21 protein-coding genes and 1 pseudogene are annotated in these 17200 nt (G+C 61.5%); 16 read left to right on the top strand and 6 right to left on the bottom strand.

Annotation, left to right across the window (positions count from 1 at the left end):
- Window positions 1-2 precede the first annotated feature (2 nt).
- Window positions 3-330, top strand: a pseudogene (locus AC4CWF_RS12375) (DHCW motif cupin fold protein).
- A 1-nt stretch (window position 331) separates the two neighbouring features.
- Here the strand turns inward: AC4CWF_RS12375 and AC4CWF_RS12380 are convergent.
- Entirely contained in the window at window positions 332-952 is a 621-nt protein-coding gene (locus tag AC4CWF_RS12380; protein ID WP_491281956.1) for an LOG family protein, read from the bottom strand.
- A 152-nt stretch (window positions 953-1104) separates the two neighbouring features.
- Here AC4CWF_RS12380 and AC4CWF_RS12385 point away from each other — a divergent pair, with 152 nt between their 5' ends.
- From AC4CWF_RS12385 to AC4CWF_RS12415, 7 genes are all read left to right on the top strand, one after another.
- Window positions 1105-2889 (top strand): LysM peptidoglycan-binding domain-containing protein, encoded by a 1785-nt coding sequence (locus tag AC4CWF_RS12385; RefSeq protein ID WP_491285385.1) that lies wholly within the window; start codon window positions 1105-1107, stop codon window positions 2887-2889.
- Window positions 2890-2998: 109 nt separating this feature from the next.
- Window positions 2999-4885, top strand: a complete 1887-nt coding sequence (locus tag AC4CWF_RS12390) for an ABCB family ABC transporter ATP-binding protein/permease (RefSeq protein ID WP_491281957.1) — start codon at window positions 2999-3001, stop codon at window positions 4883-4885.
- 97 nt (window positions 4886-4982) lie between these two features.
- Window positions 4983-5207 carry an antitoxin MazE family protein gene (locus tag AC4CWF_RS12395; RefSeq protein ID WP_491281958.1) on the top strand — a complete coding sequence of 75 codons (225 nt, stop codon included), beginning with the start codon at window positions 4983-4985 and terminating at the stop codon, window positions 5205-5207.
- Window positions 5204-5527, top strand: coding sequence for a type II toxin-antitoxin system PemK/MazF family toxin (locus AC4CWF_RS12400; RefSeq protein ID WP_491281959.1), 324 nt, complete (start codon window positions 5204-5206; stop codon window positions 5525-5527). The genes AC4CWF_RS12395 and AC4CWF_RS12400 overlap by 4 nt, the downstream gene beginning before the upstream one ends.
- A gap of 88 nt (window positions 5528-5615) precedes the next feature.
- The gene (locus AC4CWF_RS12405) at window positions 5616-6314 is read left to right on the top strand and encodes a phosphatidylserine decarboxylase (RefSeq protein WP_491285386.1); all 699 of its coding nucleotides are present in this window, start codon (window positions 5616-5618) and stop codon (window positions 6312-6314) included.
- An 18-nt stretch (window positions 6315-6332) separates the two neighbouring features.
- Window positions 6333-7187, top strand: a complete 855-nt coding sequence (pssA, locus tag AC4CWF_RS12410; protein ID WP_491281960.1) for a CDP-diacylglycerol--serine O-phosphatidyltransferase — start codon at window positions 6333-6335, stop codon at window positions 7185-7187.
- Window positions 7188-7390: 203 nt separating this feature from the next.
- Entirely contained in the window at window positions 7391-7525 is a 135-nt protein-coding gene (locus AC4CWF_RS12415) for a hypothetical protein (protein ID WP_491281961.1), read from the top strand.
- 23 nt (window positions 7526-7548) lie between these two features.
- Here AC4CWF_RS12415 and AC4CWF_RS12420 read toward each other — a convergent pair whose 3' ends face one another.
- Together AC4CWF_RS12420 and AC4CWF_RS12425 are read right to left on the bottom strand one after the other, a co-directional pair.
- A complete protein-coding gene (locus tag AC4CWF_RS12420) occupies window positions 7549-8310 on the bottom strand; it encodes an SOS response-associated peptidase (RefSeq protein WP_491281962.1) in 762 nt (253 codons plus the stop codon).
- A gap of 60 nt (window positions 8311-8370) precedes the next feature.
- A complete protein-coding gene (locus tag AC4CWF_RS12425) occupies window positions 8371-8697 on the bottom strand; it encodes a YnfA family protein (protein WP_491281963.1) in 327 nt (108 codons plus the stop codon).
- A 61-nt stretch (window positions 8698-8758) separates the two neighbouring features.
- Between AC4CWF_RS12425 and AC4CWF_RS12430 the strand changes: the two genes are divergently transcribed.
- From AC4CWF_RS12430 to AC4CWF_RS12465, 8 genes are all read left to right on the top strand, one after another.
- Window positions 8759-9205: an NUDIX hydrolase gene (locus AC4CWF_RS12430; RefSeq protein ID WP_491281964.1), complete on the top strand. Its 447-nt coding sequence runs from the start codon at window positions 8759-8761 to the stop codon at window positions 9203-9205.
- Between the two features lie 30 nt (window positions 9206-9235).
- Window positions 9236-9706 carry a TIGR02301 family protein gene (locus AC4CWF_RS12435; RefSeq protein ID WP_491281965.1) on the top strand — a complete coding sequence of 157 codons (471 nt, stop codon included), beginning with the start codon at window positions 9236-9238 and terminating at the stop codon, window positions 9704-9706.
- Window positions 9707-9812: 106 nt separating this feature from the next.
- Complete coding sequence (locus AC4CWF_RS12440; protein ID WP_491281966.1) at window positions 9813-10070, top strand: hypothetical protein; 258 nt, start codon at window positions 9813-9815, stop codon at window positions 10068-10070.
- Window positions 10071-10196: 126 nt separating this feature from the next.
- Complete coding sequence (locus tag AC4CWF_RS12445) at window positions 10197-10931, top strand: hypothetical protein (protein ID WP_491281967.1); 735 nt, start codon at window positions 10197-10199, stop codon at window positions 10929-10931.
- A gap of 125 nt (window positions 10932-11056) precedes the next feature.
- Window positions 11057-11911, top strand: a complete 855-nt coding sequence (gene ygfZ, locus AC4CWF_RS12450) for a CAF17-like 4Fe-4S cluster assembly/insertion protein YgfZ (RefSeq protein ID WP_491281968.1) — start codon at window positions 11057-11059, stop codon at window positions 11909-11911.
- A 35-nt stretch (window positions 11912-11946) separates the two neighbouring features.
- Window positions 11947-12528, top strand: a complete 582-nt coding sequence (locus AC4CWF_RS12455) for a hydrolase (protein ID WP_491285387.1) — start codon at window positions 11947-11949, stop codon at window positions 12526-12528.
- Window positions 12525-13079 (top strand): tyrosine phosphatase family protein, encoded by a 555-nt coding sequence (locus AC4CWF_RS12460; RefSeq protein ID WP_491281969.1) that lies wholly within the window; start codon window positions 12525-12527, stop codon window positions 13077-13079. The genes AC4CWF_RS12455 and AC4CWF_RS12460 overlap by 4 nt, the downstream gene beginning before the upstream one ends.
- Before the next feature lie 61 nt (window positions 13080-13140).
- A complete protein-coding gene (locus tag AC4CWF_RS12465) occupies window positions 13141-14019 on the top strand; it encodes a mechanosensitive ion channel family protein (RefSeq protein WP_491281970.1) in 879 nt (292 codons plus the stop codon).
- A 62-nt stretch (window positions 14020-14081) separates the two neighbouring features.
- On the opposite strand, the gene AC4CWF_RS12470 is transcribed toward AC4CWF_RS12465, so the two are convergent.
- From AC4CWF_RS12470 to AC4CWF_RS12480, 3 genes are all read right to left on the bottom strand, one after another.
- On the bottom strand, window positions 14082-14900 hold the full coding sequence (locus AC4CWF_RS12470) for an ABC transporter permease (protein WP_491281971.1): 819 nt from the start codon (window positions 14898-14900) through the stop codon (window positions 14082-14084).
- Window positions 14897-15685, bottom strand: a complete 789-nt coding sequence (locus tag AC4CWF_RS12475) for an ABC transporter ATP-binding protein (protein ID WP_491281972.1) — start codon at window positions 15683-15685, stop codon at window positions 14897-14899. Before AC4CWF_RS12475 ends, AC4CWF_RS12470 begins: the two co-directional genes overlap by 4 nt.
- A gap of 274 nt (window positions 15686-15959) precedes the next feature.
- Window positions 15960-16991, bottom strand: a complete 1032-nt coding sequence (locus AC4CWF_RS12480; RefSeq protein ID WP_491281973.1) for an ABC transporter substrate-binding protein — start codon at window positions 16989-16991, stop codon at window positions 15960-15962.
- Between the last annotated feature and the right edge of the window lie 209 nt (window positions 16992-17200).

A 17200-nucleotide genomic window follows, 5' to 3' on the forward strand; every position in this document is an offset into this window, starting at 1 on the left:
CGATGCGCATCTCCGACATTCCCTTCGGCACGACCGACTGGGCAACCATCACCCCCACCGAACATGCGGGCGACACCGGCATGGCAACGTCGCGCACAGAAATTCGCAGATATCCGCGTGCGCATGGTGGAATATACGCCGGGTTATCTGGCGGACCACTGGTGCGAGAAGGGCCACATTCTGCTCTGCCTGAGCGGCGAACTGACAACGGAACTGGCTGACGGGCGTATCTTCGTGCTCAAACCTGGCATGAGCTATCAGGTGGCCGATGGCGCCGAGCCGCACCGCTCTTCGACAGAAACCGGTGCGACACTGTTTATCGTGGATTAGTTCAGAGCTTTTCGATCACCGACGACTTGCCCTGATCGACCGGCTCGTCACCGGCCGCATCGAGAATGGCCGGCACGATGTCATCCACCTCCCCGATGACCAGCGGGCGCACCAGGCTAGCGTTGTGGATGAACCCTTGGCCGCGCATGTGATCGACCAGCTCCAGCATCGGATCCCAGAAGCCACCGATATTGGCAAACACCATCGGCTTGCGGTGACGGCCGAGCTGGCCCCAGGTCATGATCTCGACGATCTCCTCCAGCGTGCCGATGCCGCCGGGAAGCGTCACGAAAGCGTCCGACCGCTCGAACATGGCATGTTTGCGTTCATGCATGTCCTTGGTGATGATCAACTCGCTCAACTGCCCGAGAGAATGGCGCGTTGCCTCCATATCGACAAGAAATTCGGGAATAATGCCGGTAACGCTTCCGCCGTTTGACAGGACGCCGGCCGCCACCGCACCCATGATGCCCTTGGTGCCGCCGCCATAAACGAGTCGCAAGCCATGGGCCGCGATGGATTTGCCGAGCGCCCTGCCCGCTGCCACATAGGCAGGGTCACGGCCGGGCTGCGAGCCGCAGTAAACACAAATGGATCGAATTGGCACAAGATTCTCCGTCATGCATACTCATCAGAGGCAAAGCAGCGCCCCGACCTGTAAAAGTGACGGGAAATCAAGCTTCGAGCAAGCGGAAAAGAGCCTAAAAGCTTGTTAACACGGCATGAAACCTGTAATTCCGTGATGTTTGACGGGTTTCCGTCTGGAGAGGTCTGATAATGAAAAACCGTGCCGGCTGGCTGGCTGTATCCGTACTCGTCGTTGCAACGCTCCTCATGGTTTTTTTCGTCATGCCCCGTCTCACGACGAATGACCAGCCGGTGGGCGACGCCATCAACAATGCCGGACAGGAAATCAAGCAGGCCGTAAACGGTACCGGCGATGCCGCCCGCCAGCTGGTAGACCCCACACCGGAGACCGCGCCGGAAAAGGCGCCTGCAACGACGGCCAAGAGCGACCTGCCGGCTGAGCCGAAGGCCGCCAGCGCTTCCACCGAACTGAAGCCGCTCATCGTGCCGACCTTCGATGTGCTGCGTGTGGAGCCGGATGGTACCGCAGTCATCGCCGGACGGGCCGAACCGGAGGCACGGCTTGATGTCAACGACCAGGCCGTGACGGTTGCCACAACCTCTGTCGACAAGGCCGGTGAATTTGTCGCCATCATCGACAAGCCGCTTGCTCCCGGCGACCATCAGCTGGTGCTGAAGGCAACCGCCACGGATGGCCGCACGGTGATTTCCGAAGAGATCGCCACCGTCTCCGTGCCGGAAAACAAGAACGGCGAACTGCTGGCCATGGTCACCAAGCCCGGCGAGGCGAGCCGCCTGATGGCGCTGCCCAACATCAACCAGAAAACCAAGACGGAGCGCGTGGCGCTTTCCGCCAGCGATACGGTGACCGTTCCGCAGGCGCCGGCAACCACGGCTCGTTCCACAACGACGCCGGCACCGACCACGGCACCTGCCGCTGCGGCACCCGCCGACACGCAGGTGGCAACGGCACCCGTGCCGCAGGCCCCGGCCGGCGCCGTGACGGAAAAGCCGGCGCTGCAGGTCAGCGCCGTCGAAATCGAGGGCGATCGCATTTTTGTCGCCGGCATTGCGAAGTCGGGCGCCAAGCTGAAGGGCTATGCTGACACGACCGTCATCGGCGAAACGCTTGCCGGCGCCGACGGCCATTTCGTCATCGACGGAACCGTTGCCTTGTCGATTGGCGAGCATCGCATCGCGGTCGATCAGATCGGTCCGAATGGCCAGGTGATCGTGCGTGTCGAAGTGCCCTTCAACCGTCCGGCCGGCGATCAGGTGGCAGCCGTTGCGAGCCCGCTGTCGGGCAATGCCGGCCTTGCCCAGATCGATGGCGGCGCCTTCGACCGCCTGCGCAACGAAGTCTCGCGCGGCTTTGATCTGTTGCAGAAGCTCTATGCGAACGGCGCAACGCCCTCCGACGAACAGGTGGCGGCGGCCCGCTCCTCCACAGTGATCGCGCTGCGGTCGCTCACCGAATACCGTCTGCCAGCCGGTGCCGATGAAACGACACGCATGATTGCCGACAATACCGTGCGTGAGGCAGCAGCGGCACTTTCCTCGCTCGACGCGCTGCCGCGCGACGTCAACTCCGTTGGCGCCAAGCTCGGCTCGATCGGTGAGATGATTGCCCGCGCCGTCGGCCCCATCCTGCCAAACGGCACGGTGGCGCCTTTGCCGGCAGCGGCTGCGCAAGCGCAGGTTGAGGCCGGTGCCCGCACCATTGCGCAGGCACCGCTGACGCAGAGCGAAGCCGCCTCCGTCATCATCCGGCGCGGCGACACTTTGTGGCAGATCTCACGCCGCGTTTATGGCGGCCAGGGCGTGCGCTACACCACGATCTATCTGGCCAACCAGGACCAGATCGCCAACCCTGACGTGATTCAGCCCGGCCAGATTTTTGGCGTGCCGAAAAAGGCCCTGCCGGATCCCGAAGCGGAAAAGATCCACCGCGAGCGCCTGAAGAAAGGCTGATCGCGCAAAGCCGCAGCCGGCAGGGACATGATCTTTGCCGGCCGGACCGAAGCTGCGTTGCAAAGACAACGCATGCAGCCTATGTGCTGGGTTCCTTCCGGAGGCAGCCATGGCAGACCGACAAAAGACCGTTGCGGCGGATACCAGCAATCCGCTGACAACCATCGTGAACCTCTGGCCCTATATGTGGCCCTCCGACCGGCCGGACCTCAAGGCCCGCGTGGTCTGGGCAACGGTTCTGCTGCTTGCGGCAAAGTTCGTACTGATCGGCGTTCCCTATTTTTTCAAATGGGCAACCGATGCGCTGAACGGCAAGCTGGATCTGGCAGGCCTCGTGCCGGCCTTTCTGCTCGGCGCCGTGGTTCTGGTCATCGCCTATAATTTTACCCGCATCGTGCAGCTTGCCCTCAACCAGCTGCGTGACGCGCTGTTTGCAAGCGTCGGCCAGCATGCGGTGCGCCAGCTTGCCTACAAGACCTTCGTTCACATGCACCAGTTGTCACTGCGCTTCCACCTGGAACGCAAGACGGGCGGGTTGTCGCGCATCATCGAACGCGGCACGAAGGGCATCGAGACCATCGTCCGCTTCACCATCCTCAACTCGGTGCCGACGCTGGTCGAGTTCGTGCTGACGGCGGTGATCTTCTGGGTGTCCTACGGGTTTGCCTATGTGGCGGTGACGGCCGTGACGGTGGCTGCCTATATCTGGTTCACCATCCGCGCCAGCGACTGGCGCATTGCCATCCGCCGCTCGATGAATGCCAGCGACACCGACGCCAACACCAAGGCGATCGATTCGCTGCTCAACTTCGAAACGGTCAAATATTTCGGCAATGAGGATATGGAGGCGAGCCGCTTCGATGCCTCCATGGCGCGGTACGAAAAAGCCGCCACGCAGGTCTGGACCTCGCTCGGCTGGCTGAACTTCGGCCAGGGCCTGATTTTTGGCGCCGGCACGACCGTGATGATGGTGATGTCGGCACTTGCCGTGCAGCGCGGCACGCAGACGATTGGCGATTTCGTCTTCGTCAACGCGCTGCTGATCCAGCTTTCGGTGCCGCTCAACTTCATCGGTTTCGTCTACCGCGAAATCCGCCAGGGGCTGACCGATATCGAGCAGATGTTCGATCTTCTGGAAGTGGATGCCGAGGTGGTGGACCGTCCCGGTGCCGTGCCGCTTGCCGTTCGCGAAGCCAGCATCGCCTTTCGCGACGTGCATTTTGCCTATGATCCGGAACGGCCGATCCTGAAGGGCGTCTCGTTCGAGGTGCCCGCCGGCAAGACGGTCGCCATCGTAGGCCCCTCAGGGGCTGGCAAATCCACCATCTCGCGCCTGCTCTATCGGTTCTACGACGTGCAGCAGGGTTCTGTCGAAATCGACGGCCAGGACGTGCGCGACGTCACGCAAAAGAGCCTTCGCGCCACGATCGGCATGGTGCCGCAGGATACGGTTCTGTTCAACGATACCATCGCCTACAACATCCGCTACGGACGCCTGACCGCGACGGAAGAGGAAATGCTGGCGGCCGCAGATATTGCCCAGATCGGCCATTTCATCACCAGCCTGCCGGATGGGTTTCAGACCATGGTTGGCGAGCGCGGCCTCAAACTGTCGGGCGGCGAAAAGCAGCGCGTGGCGATTGCCCGCACGGTTCTGAAAGCCCCGCCGATCCTCATTCTCGACGAAGCCACATCGGCGCTCGATACGACGACGGAACAGGAAATTCAGGACGCGCTGGAACTGGTTTCGAAAAACCGCACGACGCTGGTGATTGCGCATCGCCTCTCCACCGTCATCAATGCCGACGAGATCATCGTGCTGCGCCACGGCGAGATTGCCGAACGCGGCACGCACGCAAACCTTCTTGAGCAAAACGGCCTCTACGCCTCGATGTGGAACCGCCAGCGGGAGGCAACGCAGGCTGAAGAACACCTGCGGCAGGTGCGCGAGAGCGATAACGAGGGCGTGGTGGTGCGCAAGACGCCGGCAGTGTGATCCCAAAACGAATCATCCTGTAGCCTCCCGAGCTTGGCGGCTTGACGAAAATCGACTGCCTGCCTACGTTACATGTAACAGAATGACGGAGGCAGACATGCCAACACCTCTCGGTCAAAGGGTTCAAAAGCGACGCGATGCCTTGCGCGCAGCAGGGCTGCGTCCCGTGCAGATCTGGGTGCCGGATACACGCCGTCCCGGCTTTGCCGACGAGTGTCGCCGACAAGCCCGGATCGTTGCGGCGGCGGATGCCGCAGATCAAGACCTAGACGTTCTGGTCGACCAAGCTCTGGCCGATATCGAGGACGAGGACGGCGCGTGAGGCGCGGCGATCTGGTAACCGTTGCGGTTTCTGGGGATTTCGGAAAGCCACGTCCTGCGCTGATCATACAGGCAGATTCATTTGAAGGCACCGGTACGGTGACAATCTTGCTCCTGTCCGGAACACTGGTGGATGCACCATTGCTGCGCCCCACGGTCCATCCCGCCCCTGCCAATGGCCTTCGCAAAGCTTCTCAGGTGATGATCGACAAGGCCATGTCCGTAAAGCGCGACAGGATCGGTCCGGTTTTCGGACGACTGGACGATGAAACAATGCTCTCCGTCACACGCTCGCTGGCGGTATTTCTGGGGATCGGCTAAAACAGCTGCCATCGGAACCACATTGCTCCCAAAACGGTTTGCCTGTAGTCAGCTATGATAAAAGCTGGACAATCTGGAGAGACCGTTGATCAATCTGTTCGACACCATCCGCAACACGCTCGTGCCGATCCACAAGGAAGGCTATATCTTTGTTATCGCCTTTTTCGTCGTATCTCTGGTCGCGGGCCTGATTGCAGCACCGCTGTTCTGGATCGGCCTCTTGCTGACACTGTGGTGCGCCTATTTCTTCCGCGATCCCGAGCGCGTTGTCCCGCAGGACGACGATGTGATCATCAGCCCGGCTGATGGCCGGGTCTCTTCCGTGCAGATGGTGGTGCCGCCGGTCGAACTTGATCTCGGAAGCGAGCCGATGCTGCGCATTTCAGTGTTCATGAACGTGTTCGATTGCCACGTAAACCGGGCACCGGCGCGCGGCCGCGTGTCGCAGATCGTCTATCGCCCCGGCCAGTTCGTCAACGCCGAACTGGATAAGGCAAGCGTTGACAACGAACGCAATGGCATGGTGATCGAAACCAAGCACGGCAAGCTGGGCGTCGTCCAGATCGCAGGCCTGGTTGCCCGCCGTATCCTCTGCTTTGTGCATGCCAACGAGCCGCTTGATGCCGGCGAACGTTTTGGCCTCATCCGATTCGGTTCGCGTCTTGACGTCTACGTTCCGGAAGGCGGCCAGCCGCGTGTTTCGCTCGGTCAGCGCACGGTCGGCGGCGAAACCGTCATCGCCGAATTCGGCTCCTTCAAGGGCCCGACCGTCAGCCGCCGCAGCTGACCTAAACTGGAGAATGCCATGCAGCCGCTGGACGATCACCGCGACGCAACCCACGATGCGCACCAGACGAGTGCCGAACACCGCACGGATGACGATGCGGCACGCGGACCTCGCCTGCGGGAAATCCCCCTGCGGCTGATGGTGCCCAACCTCATCACGGTACTGGCCATCTGCGCCGGCCTTACCGGCATCCGGCTGGCCTTCGAAAACCGCTTCGAGCTGGCCGTCGCCATGGTTCTGCTGGCAGCTTTCCTCGACGGGATCGACGGACGCGTGGCGCGCGCGTTGAAGGCCACGTCGAAATTTGGCGTGCAGATGGATTCGCTGGCCGACATCATCAATTTCGGCGTCGCCCCGGCACTCGTTCTTTATGTCTTCGTGCTCGATCAGGTCGGCTCCATCGGCTGGATCGCCGCGCTCATCTATGCGATTGCCGCCGGCCTGCGGCTTGCCCGCTTCAATGTGATGGCGGACCGTGAATACAAGGCGAAATGGCAGTCGGAATTTTTTGTCGGCGTGCCCGCGCCGATGGGTGCACTTCTGGTTCTGCTGCCGGTCTATCTCGGTTTTCTGGGGCTTGAGAGCAATCGTGGCATCGCCTGGTGTGCCACGGCCTATACCGTGCTGATCGGTTACCTTCTGGTCTCGCGTCTTCCCGTCTGGTCGGGCAAATCGGAAACCCGCGTGCGGCGGGACCTGATGTTGCCGGTCATTCTGTGTGTGGTGATCTATGTCGCCCTGCTGATGAGCTACACATGGGAGGTTCTGGCCGTCACCACCGTTGCTTACCTGCTGGTGCTGCCGTTCAGTGCCCGGGCCTGGAAGCGTCGTTACGGTACGCTGACCATCGAAGACGATCACGCCAACGTCTGATTCAAACTACTGCTGCATTGCAATATTAGGTTGCGGTGCGGCGCAAATGCGCTTTTTCAACAACAGTTTCCCGCAAGTCTGCGTCTCTAGGTTTCATGCTGACCGCTTCTTGTGCCGCGCGCCAAATTTCCGCCCTGATTTCTGCGGAGATGCGCGGCCAGACATTGTTAGCAAAGAGAATCGCGCAAGTTCAGGGGAACGTCATGAGCGAACAGAAGACCATCACCACCGTCGAAACTGCAAAGCAGGATTTGCATGCGCCGCTGCGCCCGCTCGGCATCAAGGCCGTTGTCGCAGCAGCGCTGATGCTGAAGCGCAAGACGCTGAAGCCGGCCTGATCGGCCAGACAGCCGCCCTCACGTCAAAACAGCGAGAGCTGGCCGGAACTCTTTTTCGGCGCGACAGCTTTCGGCGCGAAAACCGGTTCGACCGGCGTCTGCACGTCCGGCCCCATGTTGGAGATCTTGTTGACGCGGTCAGACACCGGGATCATCTCGAAGAGATCCTCCTGCGCCGGCTTCATCAGGTCTGCCACTTCCCTTGGCTCCTGCGTTTTGCAATCAAGCCAGCGGGTGAAATCCTGGGGATCGATGACCACGGGCATACGCTCGTGGATGGATCCGATCATCACGTTTGCGCGTGTGGTGAGGATGGCCGCCGTATCCACCTCGGAACCATCGGCGGAAGACCACGTCTCCATAAGGCCTGCAAAGGCGATGATGCCGCCCGATTTCGGGCGGATGAAATAGGCCTGCGCCTTGCCGTCTTCGCCCTTGGCAGGCCGATGCCATTCATAAAAGCCGGTGGCGGGAATGAGCACGCGGCGGTGGCGCATGGCGGCGCGAAACGAGGCCTTGCCGATGGCGGTTTCGGCACGCGCATTGTTGAGCAGCGGAAATTCCTTCGGGTCCTTGACCCAGCTGGGCAGAAAACCCCAACGGGCCAGAACCGCCTGCCGCTCCGGCAGGTTGCTGCCGGGCGCCGGTCTGTCGCTGGCGGTCACCAGCAGGATCGGCTGCGTCGGCGCAATATTGTAGCGCCGGGGAAAATCGTCGATCTCGATGACGCTCAAAAATTCCAGAATGTCTTCCGGCGTCGCGGTCAGGGCGTAACGTCCACACATGACCTTTTGATCGCACCCGGGCGCAAGCCCGTCAAGCGCCCCCCCCCGGGGTGGAGCGGATCAGGTGCTGCGCGGCGCAAGCAGGATGATGCCACAGCCGAGCAGGCAGAGTGCGCCGCCCGACAGATCGAAGCGGTCCGGCGCCTTGCCTTCCACCAGATAAAGCCAGCACAGGGAGGCCGCCACATAGAGCCCCCCATAGGCGGCAAACGTGCGCCCGGCCGCGGTGCTTTCGACCAGGGACAGCAACCAGGCAAACAGCACCAGCAACAACAGGCCGGGCGCCAGCCACCACGCCGATTTTTCCAGCCGCCACCAGGCATAAAAGGCAAAACAGCCGGAAATTTCGGCAAGTGCCGCCAGGCCAAACAGGAAAGTGCTCTTCATGTCTCATCTGTTGCAGAGCCCGCATGCTTGCGCAAGACGCAAGGCCCGCTAAGGTGGCCCGATGACGATGACCGACAAGACCGCAGACGGCCCACGCGCCGCCTCCTCCGCCATCCTGGAACGCGAAGGGCGTTACCTGCTGATCCGACGCCGCAATCCCCCCTCGCTGGATCTTTTTGCCTTTCCCGGCGGGCGCGCCGAACCGGGCGAAACACCGCAGGAAACGGCGCTGCGGGAGTTTTTTGAGGAAACCGGCATTGTCGCACGCGACGCTCAACTCTTTGCCACCTATGACCTTCAGACGCACGATGCGGCCGGCCATCTGGAGAGCCACTTCTTCCTGTCGGTGTTTCTGGTGAAGGCCGATGCCGATCGCGAGGCCATCGCCGCCGATGATGCAGCCGATGCCGGCTGGTTCACGCTGGAAGACATCCGCGCGCTTGCCGTTCCAGAAAGCGTTCTGGACTGCGTCGAACGGCTGGCAGCCCAATCCCGCTCCGCCCCTTGAAAAGGCGCGTCTGGCGCCTCCATAGAGCACATGATGACCGTGAAGCCTTTCCTCCCCCTCCCGATCCTGCGTGTTCTGGCCTTGGGCCTTGGCCTTTTGCCCTTGGCGCCATTTCCGGATCTGCCGGGCTTTTCTTCCGTAGCGCTTGCGCAAAAAAAGGCAGCTGAACCGCAGGCTGCCGAACAGCCGACGGAAAAGCCTGCCCCCTATGACGCGCAACTGTTGCGGCTTGCAGAAATTCTTGGCTCCGTCCAATACCTGCGCACGCTCTGCGGGACTGATTCGGATGAATGGCGGGCTTCCATGCAGTCTCTGCTGGATGCTGAAACCGCCAATGAGCCGAAGCGGCGGGAAAAACTGACGGCCTCGTTCAACCGAGGATACAGGACTTTTGCTGCGGTGCACACCACCTGCACGCCGGCGGCCCGGGTTGCGGAAGAACGCTACCGTAACGAAGGTGCAACACTGTCGGGCGAAATCGCAGCACGCTACGGAAATTAGGCTTTTATTTACCTCTTTCGCGCTGGGGGCGTGTGGTTTCGATAAAAGACTGCTAGTGTTGTTAACGTGCCGGTAACAACGGACACCCCTTGCAAGAGGAATAAAAATGCAGACAGCGCGCAACGACATCGACGACATGATTGTGCACGAGAAGATGCAGGCGGCGCTCGAATACCAGAATGAAGCCTGGGCCGACGGCCGTGCAGACGGCATCGAGCCGGAAATTATTGCCGACGCGGCCATCGCGCTTGCCATGCGGGAAACGATCCGCATGCATGGCGAAGACGGCGCAGAAGCCATGCTGGAATCGCTGCGGGCCCGCATGCTTGCCGGTGAATTTTCACCCGAGCGGACCGTTCAGTAAACGTCACGGGCTTGCACATCCAATGGCTTTAACTCCAAGGGCTGAATAAAATCACCTGCCGGATCCAAAAGTCAGGCGGATTAAACGGCCCTGACGCTCCGAGCCTGAAGAAACCGAGGCTTTTTCATGAAGACCCAAGCGGCGACAATTGCTCGCCCCTCCTCTCTGCAGATACTGCTGGCTGCGGCAGGTCTTGTGCTTGCCGTGACAACTGGCCCTCACGGAGCTTATGCCCTTTCCGACACGACAGTCAGCCAGGCGAGCGATCCGCCGGATGCCACAAAGCCCGATACGGCACCAATGCAGGCGCCCGGCCCGCTGTTCAGCCCTTCCGCCAATGGCACGGCTGCCCCACCGGCCGTCGATGCCCCGGATGCGCAAGCCGCAGCCCCGGCGCCAGCCGAGATCATCCGCGATCTGGAACGCCTTCCAGAACCGGTGAAGGCCGCCCGGTCTGCGCTTGTCGAAGCCGCCGCGTCCGGCGAGTTCGAGCGCCTGCGGCCGCTGGTGCATTTCGACGCAGACCAGATGCGCCAGCTTGGCGCTGATGGCAGTGACGCGCTGGACGCGCTGAAAAGCCTGTCCGGCGATCCGGAAGGGCTGGAAATCCTCGCCATCATGCTGGATCTTCTGCAGACCGGTGCGGCCCGCATCAATGCCGGCACGCCGGAGGAGATGTATGTCTGGCCCTATTTCGTCGGCAAGCCGCTGGATACGCTGTCATCGCCCGAGCGCGTGGAACTGCTGCGCATCATTACGGCCGGCGACCTTGCGGCGATGGAAGAGACCAACAATTACAATTTCTATCGCCTCGGCATCGCACCCGATGGCCAGTGGAAGATGTTTACCGGCGGCGATTGAACCGCGCTGCCGGCCCTTCCTGCCAAACCTCTCCTGATGCCAATTGCCCTCTCCACCTTGCCGTTGCATTTTGAAAAATGCGAGCGGCACTATATGTCTGGCATCGAGAACCAGACAGGATTGCCATGACCACTGCCACTCTCTTGACCCGCAGCCTGATCCGCATCGACGGCGCCGATGCACAGTCTTTCCTGCAGGGCATCGTCACCACCGATATTGACGGCCTTGCCGAAAACGAGGCCCGCCCCGGCGCGCTTCTGACACCGCAGGGCAAGATCCTGTTCGATTTCATCATCTGGCGCACGGACGGCGGATTTATGCTGGAATGCGACTCGTCGCTCTGCGAGGCCTTTTCGCGCCGGCTTTCCATGTACAAGCTGCGCGCTGCCGTCAGCATCACGCAAGGGCAGGCAGGCGTCAACGTTACTTGGGGAGACGCGGCAGACTCTGCGGCAGGTGTGACCGACATGGCGTTTGCCAAGGCCGGCATTCTCTTGAAGCGCGCGCCCGCCGGCCCGGATGCGATAGCCGATGCGGCCGCGGAGACGGCATACCATGCCTTGCGCATCGAGGCAGGCCTTGCCCAGTCCGGCAAGGATTACGCGCTCCAGGACGCTTTCCCGCACGACATCCTGCTCGATCTCGATGGCGGCCTCTCCTTCCGCAAGGGCTGTTATGTCGGCCAGGAAGTGGTGTCGCGCATGCAGCATCGCGGCACCGCGCGCCGGCGTCTGGTGCAGGTTTCATCTGAGACGGCACTGCCCTCGTCAGGCACGGAACTGACGGCCGGCGGCAAGCCGCTTGGAACGCTCGGCACTGTCTTGGGCACGAAGGGGCTTGCCATTGTGCGTACAGACCGGGTGGGCGATGCGCTGTCGCGCGATCTGCCGATCCTTGCCGGCGACCAGCCTGTCAGTCTCACACTGCCTGCCTGGACCGGGCTCTCCTTCCCGTCCGACGCTGCCGAGGCAGACGCGTGAGCACGAGCCAATCTTCCGCGCGCGCCTGGCAGCGCATGTTGTCCGGTCGCCGTCTCGATCTGCTCGACCCCTCGCCGCTCGATGTGGAAATTGCCGACATCGCCCACGGCCTTGCGCGCGTGGCCCGCTGGAACGGCCAGACACGCGGCGACCACGCCTTTTCGGTGGCCCAGCACAGCCTGATGGTGGAAGAGATTTTTTGCCGGACGAACCCCGCCGCTTCGCCTGTGGACCTGATGATGGCGCTGCTGCATGACGCGCCGGAATATGTCATCGGCGACATGATCTCGCCCTTCAAGGCTGTCGTCGGCGGCGGCTACAAGGGGGTGGAAAAGCGCCTGGAAGCAGCCATCCACCTGCGCTTCGGGCTGCCCCCGCATCCGGGTCGCGAGTTGAAAACCCGCATCAAAAAGGCCGATACGGTGGCGGCCTTCTTCGAGGCGACGGAGCTTGCCGGATTTTCCGTAGCCGAGGCGCAGAAATTCTTCGGCCTGCCGCGCGGCATTACAAGCGACATGCTCGCAATCGAACCAATGGCGGCAACCGAAGCGCAGACGCGGTTCCTTGAGCGCTTCCATGCTCTGGATGCGCTGTGCCCAACCGGCAAGATGCCATGACCGGCATTGTCGTTGGCCCCCTGGAAAAGATCGCCGAACTTGCCGTGCGCCACAAGGCGCGTGAAATGGTAAGCCTGATGGCTGAGAAACAGGATTTTCACCGTCCCGGCGTCATTTCCGCGGATCGGCACCTGAAGCTTGCGATGAATGACATCGCCTTTGCCGGCACCGGCAATCTGGTGGCGCCAAGCGAGCAGCATGTGGAAGAGTTGATTGCCTTTGCCCGGGACTGGGACCGCGCGGCACCGCTCCTCATGCATTGCTGGATGGGGGTCTCCCGCTCGCCGGCAGCCGCCGTGATTGCGGTGCTCTCCGTCGATCCGGATCAGGATGAGTATGCGCTTGCCGCGCGCCTGCGCCAAGTTGCCCCGCATGCCACCCCCAACACCCGCCTGATCGAGATCGGCGACCGCGCGCTTCAGCGTGGCGGCCGCCTCGTCGCTGCGATCAAATCCATCGGCCGCGGGGCTGAGACGGATGGGCGGGCCACGTTCATGCTGCCGCTTTGCGCACCCGCGGACCAGCCCCTTCCCGCCTCTGAAAAAGCTTGACCTCGCCCCCTGCCGCGCCAGTTACCCCCTCTCGTCTGCTGAAGAAGGAGTAATTTCGGCCATGGAGGATCAGGCATCGCAATTGGTGGTGGCCACACAAGCGGCTTTGGCGCAACTTTCCGCGCTCGCTGTCCAATATTCGTTTTCGGTCGTTGGCGCGCTCTTGCTGCTGGTGCTTGGCTGGCTGGCATCGGGCCTGCTCAGCCGCTGGGCGCGGCGCGGGCTCGGCCGGATTCATGGCATCGATGCGACGCTGGCGCAGTTTTTCTCCAACGTCATCCGTTATGCGGTACTGATTATCGTTCTCGTGATGGTGCTTGGCCAGTTCGGCGTTCAGACGGCCTCGATCCTTGCAGCCCTTGGCGCCATCGGTCTCGCCATCGGCCTTGCGCTTCAGGGCACGCTGCAGAACATCGCAGCTGGCATCATGCTTCTGGTGCTGCGGCCGTTTCGCGTCGGCGAATATATCGATACCGGCAGCGTAAACGGCATCGTGCAGGATATCGGGCTGTTTGCCACGGAGCTTAAAACCTATGACGGGCTCTACCGGTTGGCACCCAACTCGCTTTTGTGGAACGTGCCGGTGACCAATTACAGCCGTCTCTCCACCCGCATGCATGATTTCAAGGTCGGCATCGCTTATGAGGACGATATCGACCGGGCGCTTTCCATCCTTCTCGATCTTGCCACCAAGGACGAACGCGTGCTGAAGGATCCGCCGCCGTCCGCCTTCGTTATGGACCTTGGCGACAACGCGGTCATCCTTGCGCTGCGTTATTGGGCAAACAGCAGTGTGTGGTGGATGACATCCCGCGACATGACCAAGTGGACCAAGGAAGCCTTCGACGCAAACGGCATCAGCATCCCCTTCCCGCAGGTGACCTACCACCCCGCAGACACGAAACAGGATGACACCCCGCCTCCGCCAACGATGGTGTGAGGCGGCAGCGGTTCGCACCGCCGAGGTGAAAGGCGCATGAAATCGCGCCATTCCCGGGTTCCTTATTGCGCCATCGTGGAGCGATGCGCCCAGCCGGTCATGCGGCGTTCCAGCCAGGCCATCAGCGCGTACATGACAATGCCTTCGATGGCGAGCATCAGCAGGCCGGCAAACACCAGGGGCACGTTGAACTGGCTCTGCGCCGAACTCATCATGTTGCCGAGGCCATAATTGGAGGCGACCGTTTCCGAGACTACGGAGCCGACGAAAGCGAGTGTGATGGCAATCTTCAGCGAGCCGAAGAAATAGGGCATCGAGCGGGGTATGCCGACCTTCAGCATGATATCCATCTTGCGGGCACCGAGCGCGCGCAGCACGTCTTCCGTTTCCGGCTCGATGGTCGCAAGGCCCGTCGCGACGTTGACGACGATCGGGAAGAAGGAGATCAAAAAGGCCGTCAGCACCGCCGGCACCGTGCCGATGCCGAACCAGATAACGAGGATCGGCACCAGCGCCACTTTGGGGATGGCATTAAAGCCGATCATCAGCGGGTAAAGCCCGGCATAGATCGTTTTCGACCAGCCGATGAAGAGGCCGATGGCAAGCCCCGCCACCACCGCAATCGCAAAACCGACCGTCGTGGTGTAGAGCGTCTGCAGCGAATTTTTCCAGATCGGCGACCAGTATTGCACGATGGCCTGAAACACCCGCGTCGGCGACGGCAGGATGGTGGGGGGCATGTCGAGCGCCAGCACCAGCCCTTCCCAGAGCACGAACAGCGCCAGCGTATAGAGGAAAGGTGCGGCGCGCACCCAGTTGATCCGCGCCGAAAGCGGCTTCTTCGGCAGCGTTGCGACGGGGGTTTCGGTGATGCTACTCATGCCACAACCCTCGCCTTGGCTATTTCACCGTGCAGTTCGTGCACCATGTCGTTGAATTCAGTCTGGTACATGATCTCGAGATCGCGTGGGCGGGCGAAGGGCACATGATGTTCCTTCAGAATGCGGCCGGGCCTTGCGCTCATCACGAAAATCTTGTCGGCGAGAAACACCGCCTCGCGCAGATCATGGGTGACCAGCACGATGGTGACGCCCTGGGCTGCATGCAGATCGCGGATGACGCACCAGAGTTCTTCTCGGGTAAAGGCATCGAGCGCGCCAAAAGGTTCGTCCAGCATCAGAAGATCCGGCTCATGGATCAGCGCCCGACAAAGGTTGGCGCGCTGCTGCATGCCGCCCGACAATTGCCAGGGGAACTTTTGGCCAAAGCCTTTGAGGCCGACGGTTTCCAGAAGATGTTCGGCCTTTTCGACATATTCCTTCTTGTTGGCGCGCAGGCGATGGCGATGTCGCTCGACGATCTCCAGCGGTAGAAGAATGTTTTCGAGCGTCGTGCGCCACGGCAGCATGGTCGGGTTCTGGAAGGCCATGCCGACGATGGACACCGGTTTTGTCACCTGAGCACCCGCCACCACCACGACACCCGCCTGCGGAATATGCAGGCCGGTGACGAGTTTCATCAGCGTGGATTTTCCGCAGCCGGAGGGACCGACGACGGCTGAAAACTCGCCCTTGTCGACGCGCATGGTGAGGCCGGAGACGGCAAGCGTGCCATCCGCGCCGCCATAACGCATGTCGACATTATCGATGGAAACGAGGTGGGACAAAATAAGTCTCCTTCAACGACAACTTTGCCTTCTCCCCAGCGGGGAGAAGTGCCGAGCGTATGCGAGGCGATGAGGGGGCGACACGGCACAGAGTTGGCGCAAGGAGCCCCCTCATCCGCCCTTCGGGCACCTTCTCCCCGCGGGGGAGAAGGGAGATGCCGACACGCCCAGATCCTCGTTCAGGTAAGGGTTAGAGGCAATGGTCCCCTCTCCCCGCAGGCGGGGGGAAGGGGCCAGGGTGAGGGGCAAGCCCGTTAGGGCAATATGCGCCTCCTTAAGGCAGCATGCGTTCCGCCTTGGCCGGCAGGTAGCTGGCGTCAAACACCTGCTCGGCCTTCACGGCGCCCTTGAGCCCCATCGACACTTTCAGCGTCTCGATGGAGGCGGCAAGGCGGGTGGGGTCGATGCCGCCAAAGCCGTTTGCGACCACATAAGGCGTCTTGATGTTCATGGCATTGGCCATGTTGAGGCGTTCCAGTTCGATGGCGCTGTCGAGCGTTTCATTGCGCTTGAGGACTGCGGCAACACCCTCTTCAGGCTTGGCGACCGATGCAATAAAGCCCTTGGTCAGCGCCTTGAGGAAGCCCTTGACGGCCTCCGGGTTCTTGGCCGCGAAATCGGAGTTCACCAGAACCGCGTTGCCATAGAGGTTGAGGCCATGTTCGGCCATCAGGATGGTGGCGATATCCTCGTCCTTGATACCCTGCTTCTTGAGGTTGAGGATGACCGAGAAGGCAAAACCGAAGACGGCATCGACATCGCCCTTCGCCAGCATCGGCTCGCGGACCGGAAACCCGATCGATTCGATCTTGATCTTGCTGTCATCGATCTTGGCGACCTGCTTGAAGGCCTTCCACTGGGCAAAGGCGCCATCCGGCGGCGGTGCGCCGAGCTTCTTGCCTTCCAGCGATTTCGGATCGGTGGTGATGCCGAGCGACTTGCGGCCGACAACCGCAAAGGTCGGGCGCTCATAAACCATCATCACGGCCTTGATCTTCTGGCTCGGGGCCTCATCGAGGAATTTGATCAGCGAGTTGATATCGCCAAAGCCCATCTGATAGGCGCCGGTGGCGACACGCGGAATGGCCTCGACCGAGCCATTGCCGCTGTCGATGGTGACATCAAGGCCTTCCGCCTTGAAATACCCCTTGTCGAGCGCCAGCAGGAAGCCGGCGGCAGGGCCTTCGAATTTCCAGTCCAGCGTGAACTTGATGGCCGTATCGGCAAGCGCCGGCGCGGACAGGCCGGCGGCAAGTGCAAAGGCCGCGATGGCCGGAAGCCGGGTAAAGAGGCGGCGCGTGATCATGAACTGTTTCCCCCTGGACTGATGCTGATACGCGCCATCAAAGCCACTCTTGGCCCCGCACGCAAGTCAAAATTGCACAGAATATGACCACAATAAGTCTAATGACTAAAATAAAGACATATGGTCGATAAGGAGGCAAGTCCTGCCGAAGATTTAACCTCGAAGCGCCGATTGTCCGACCTCGGGACTGCGACCTTTCCTTTGCCGCG

It is taken from the genome of Neorhizobium sp. PAMB6630, from assembly GCF_058242775.1.